Below are 4,554 nucleotides of genomic sequence, written 5' to 3' on the forward strand. Positions count from 1 at the left end.
GGCGATTAAGGACATCGGCAACTACTTTGACCGCGCCGAATACATCAAGTGGAAAGCCTTCCGTGACACCGACGATGCCCGCTATATCGGCCTGATCCTGCCGCGCGTGCTGGGCCGCCTGCCGTACGGCCCGGACACCGTGCCGGTGCGCAGCTTTAACTATGTGGAAGAGGTGAAAGGGCCGGACCACGAAAAATACCTGTGGACCAGCGCGTCGTTTGCCTTCGCGGCCAATATGGTGAAGAGCTTCATTAATAACGGCTGGTGCGTGCAGATCCGCGGCCCGCAGGCGGGCGGCGCGGTGCAGGACCTGCCGATTCATCTCTATGACCTCGGCACCGGCAATCAGGTGAAAATCCCGTCGGAAGTGATGATCCCGGAGACCCGTGAATTTGAGTTCGCGAACCTCGGTTTTATCCCGCTCTCCTACTACAAAAACCGCGACTACGCCTGCTTCTTCTCGGCGAACTCGGCGCAGAAACCGGCGCTGTACGACACGCCGGACGCGACGGCCAACAGCCGCATCAACGCGCGCCTGCCGTATATCTTCCTGCTGTCGCGCATCGCGCACTACCTGAAGCTGATTCAGCGCGAGAACATCGGCACCACCAAAGACCGCCGTCTGCTGGAGCTGGAGCTGAACAACTGGGTGCGCGGTCTGGTGACGGAGATGACTGACCCGGGCGACGAGCTGCAGGCGTCACACCCGCTGCGCGATGCGAAAGTGGTGGTGGAAGATATCGAAGACAACCCGGGCTTTTTCCGCGTCAGGCTGTACGCCGTGCCGCATTTCCAGATGGAAGGCATGGACGTCAGCCTGTCGCTGGTGTCACAGATGCCTAAAGCGAAGGCGTGACGGGCGGAGATGGAATGAAGATATTTCGACCACTGTGGAACGAGGGGGCGCTGCTGTCCCCTCAGCAATTTCAGCAACAATCTGCCTGGGAGGCGTTCACTAATGCCGGGGTGTTAGGGCTGTCATCGCCGTTTCCGTGGGGCGTAGAGCGCGTTGAACTGGATGACGAGCTGCTTGCTTCCGGACGTATTCAGGTGCGCGCTCTGCGTTTATGGCTCCCCGATGGCACGCTGGTAGATACGCTGAACAGCGACCTTCCGCCGCAACCCCGCGAACTCAACCCGCATGAGCTGGCAGGGCAAGATAGCATTACTTTACTGCTGGCTCTGCCACTGATGCAGCCCGGCATTATAAACGTGCAGAAAGCCTCTTTCGTCTCTGAGCGTCCGTTACGCTACCGCGAGGAGTGGGTTTCACTGCCCGATGCATTTGGACCCGAAGAAGAGTCTGTTGCCGTGGCGCACTTTAATCTCTCTTTACGCTTTGGGCATGAAAGTAATGAATCCTGGCAAACCTGTCCTGTAAGTCGACTGGTTCGTGACGGGCAAGGCGGCTGGCGACAGGACGCGAGTTTTATTCCGCCAATGGCGTTATTTTCCGCAAGCGCGATGTTACAGGAGCGTCTGGTGTTGCTGAATCGCCAGTTGCGCTCCCGCCGCCAGCGATTAATGTCTATGCGTCGTGAAAGCAACGAGCGGCTTGCTGATTTTGCTGTCGCGGATGTGTCGTTGTTCTGGTTGCTTAATGCCCTGAATTCCCATGCCCGCGTGCTGAGCGAATATGAACGCTTTCCGGCACGTCATCCTGAACAGGTCTGGGCTGAACTGGCACGGCTCGCAGGCAGCATGCTGACGTTTTCACTCGAACACGATCTGGACATTATTCCCGGATACGACCACGCCGAGCCGGAGCACACTTTTCCCCGTTTATTTGATCTGATAACCGAATTACTGGAAGCAAGCCTGCCGTCACGGGTTATCGCGCTGCCAATGACACGGCTGGATGAACTGACCTGGAAAACCTCGCTGCATGACATGCGCCTGCGGGAAGAGGCTGATTTCTATCTTTCTGTACGATCCGATATTCCTGCCTGGCAAATTGCCGAACGTTTTCCTGAACTCTGTAAAGCTGGCTCCCCGGATGAAGTAAACGCGGTTTCCATCAGCGCGCTGAATGGCATACCGCTGATTCCGGTGATGCGCGTGCCTGCTGCGCTGCCGGTGCGCCTGGAAAATCACTATTTTGCGCTGGATATGGAAAGCGCGGCCGCGCGCGACATGCTGGAGCAGGGCGTATGCATGTTTTATGTACCGTCTCTGCTGGGCGCGCTTGAAATTGAACTGTTTGCGGTGCTGCGCTCATGAGAGAAGAAATCGACATTGATCAATTGATGGCCGATACGTGGCTAACAGTCACGATGTTGCGCTATGGCGCTTCTGTCCCTGATGGGAAATCGCTGTACAAAACCTGCTGCGCCCAGGTGGAAAGCGTCCGCGAAGCGCTTACACAGGCGGGCTATGACGATGCCAGCATAGAACACATTTCATATGCTCAGTGCGCGCTACTGGATGAAACGGTGATGAGCCGCAAACCAGCGCTGAGGGAGGACGGGGAACTGGTGATAACCGATGAAGGCCAGCGAGAATGGCGAATGGCCCCCCTGCAAGCTAAATACTTTGGATCCTTACGTGCAGGCGAGGCGCTCTGGGATCGCATTGCAGAAGTATTACGCCAGCCCGCGCCATTACAGGCCGTCTTAACCTGCTACCACCGTGTTCTTTCGCTGGGTTTTCAGGGGCTTTACGGTGTGAAAACCGTCAGCCAAACTCAGCGAGAGGAAACGCTAAACGCCCTGAGTGCGCGGGTGCCGCCGGTGAAGAGCGATATTTCTCTGGTTGTTCGCAAAACAAAAAAACGGCGTTATAACCTGCTGCGTTCTGTCGGATTCTGGATCTTGGTTTCGATCATCATCACCGTGATCGCCTGGTGGTGCGGGCATCTCTGGCTTCAGGCGCTCCTGTCTGCTGAACTTCCGGAGCTGCATTGACATGCGCAAGCCGCTCATTCTCTCCATGCTCCCGTCTTTACTGATTTGCCTTGCGGCATTGCTGTGGCTGCTGTGGTGTTTCATTCCGCTGTTGGTTGCCATTAAAGGGCTGATAAGTCTGCTGCTGGTGGCTGCTGCCAGTCGGATTATGTGGGTGGCACGCCGGTGTGATATTCCCTCATCGCAAGCTTCCCCGGTCATTACCTCACTTCCTGATTCCCTGTCGGGGCTGCTTGTACTGGTGTGCGGGGATGGACTGGAGCAGCTGTTTCCTACCCAGCCGGTTCGCCATACCGCACAAGGCTGCTGGCTGCGTGTCGACAATGTCAGCGAACTACAAAATGTGGTTCGCATGTTGCAGGCTCACCAACCCGCGCTGGTAGGGCAACTGGCGGTGATGTATTGCTGCCTTGCGGATAAGCATCAGGATGAGGCTGTTTTACGCGCCGGGCTTAAAACGGTACGCCAGGCAATCCGGCAAGTTACTTTGCTGACTGGTTTTCCGCTACCGGTACTGCTTAATTGCCGTTTCTCCGGCCCTGAAACGCCCTGGACTATCGTGCGCGGCAATCAGCCTTTTGTTTGTCCTGAAAACGCGCCGCAGGCATCGCTTGATGAATGGCTGCAGACAGAAAATCGTCTTATGGCGTTTCCAGTGCTTAAAGAAGCTTTTGCTTTTATCAGGCAGATTGTCATCAATGAACTGAGCAAAGCTGACCGCGTTTTTCCTCCTGTACTCCCTTTTGCGGTGGCGTTCCGTACAGGTGCTATGGATTCGGATAGCCAGGCACTATGGTCAAAATGGCTATATCAACGTACCTGTTTGCAGCTCTCTGTCAGCGAAGGCAGCGCAGTGCCTGCCTCTTTATTTGCCGATCCGCTGCTGGCACTTCTTACGCCCTATACGGCGCCGATGCCAGGCGGGAAAACGGGCCGTCGCGCTACCGCGCTTCTTTTGTGCTGCGCCCTGGCCGCCCTGGCCTTTTCTGTTGCCAACAATCAACGGCTGATTCAGCAAATCGGCGGCGATCTGGCGCGCTGGCGCGCGATCCCTATGGGCCGCACTGCGCCTAAAGCGCAATCGCTGAGCGTACTTAAGCGTGATGCTTTGCTTCTTGAGCGCTGGCAGCGCCAGGGAGAACCCCAGCGTTACGGACTGGGCCTGTACACCGGGCAGCGGCTTTGGCTGGCGTTACAGCAGGCGATTGATGGTTATGTTCCTCCTTCTGCACCAACCAGCCCAGCGCCACAGACGATCCGCCTGGACGCGCTTTCACTGTTCGACACCGGTCAGTGGCGGCTGAAATCCGGCTCCACGAAAGTGCTGGTGAACGCGCTGGTGGGCATTAAGGCCAGACCGGGCTGGCTGATTGTGGTCGCCGGGCATACCGACGATGTGGGCGACGAACGCGCCAACCAGCAGCTGTCGCTTAAGCGCGCCGAAGCGGTGCGCGACTGGATGCGCGACACCGGCGATGTGCCGGAGAGCTGCTTTGCGGTGCAGGGCTACGGCGAAAGCCGCCCGGCGGTGCCCAACACCACGGCAGAAGGACGGACGCTGAACCGTCGCGTTGAAATCAGTCTGGTGCCGCAGGCGGACGCCTGCCGGCTGCCGGACATTCCCCTGCCGCCCTCACAGGATGAGAGCGGT

General features: G+C 57.6%; 4 protein-coding genes. All 4 read left to right on the plus strand.

Annotated elements, in window-relative coordinates; genetic code table 11:
* A partial coding sequence (tssC, locus tag ACUW6V_RS20665) for a type VI secretion system contractile sheath large subunit (RefSeq protein ID WP_454038853.1) occupies positions 1 to 856 on the plus strand: 856 nt, incomplete at its 5' end.
* Between the two features lie 14 nt (positions 857 to 870).
* Positions 871 to 2,220, plus strand: coding sequence for a type VI secretion system baseplate subunit TssK (gene tssK, locus ACUW6V_RS20670; RefSeq protein ID WP_069684125.1), 1,350 nt, complete (start codon positions 871 to 873; stop codon positions 2,218 to 2,220).
* Entirely contained in the window at positions 2,217 to 2,903 is a 687-nt protein-coding gene (gene tssL, locus ACUW6V_RS20675) for a type VI secretion system protein TssL, short form (protein ID WP_014729023.1), read from the plus strand. Before tssK ends, tssL begins: the two co-directional genes overlap by 4 nt.
* Before the next feature lies 1 nt (position 2,904).
* On the plus strand, positions 2,905 to 4,554 hold a 1,650-nt coding region (locus ACUW6V_RS20680), incomplete at its 3' end, for an OmpA family protein (protein WP_454038854.1).

Source organism: Cronobacter sp. 153480017-3 (assembly GCF_053627815.1).

Excerpts from the sequence above, each read along its gene's own strand:
- tssK (WP_069684125.1), top strand. The coding sequence starts at position 871 with ATGAAGATATTTCGACCACTGTGGAACGAGGGGGCGCTGCTGTCCCCT.
- tssL (WP_014729023.1), top strand. The coding sequence starts at position 2,217 with ATGAGAGAAGAAATCGACATTGATCAATTGATGGCCGATACGTGGCTA.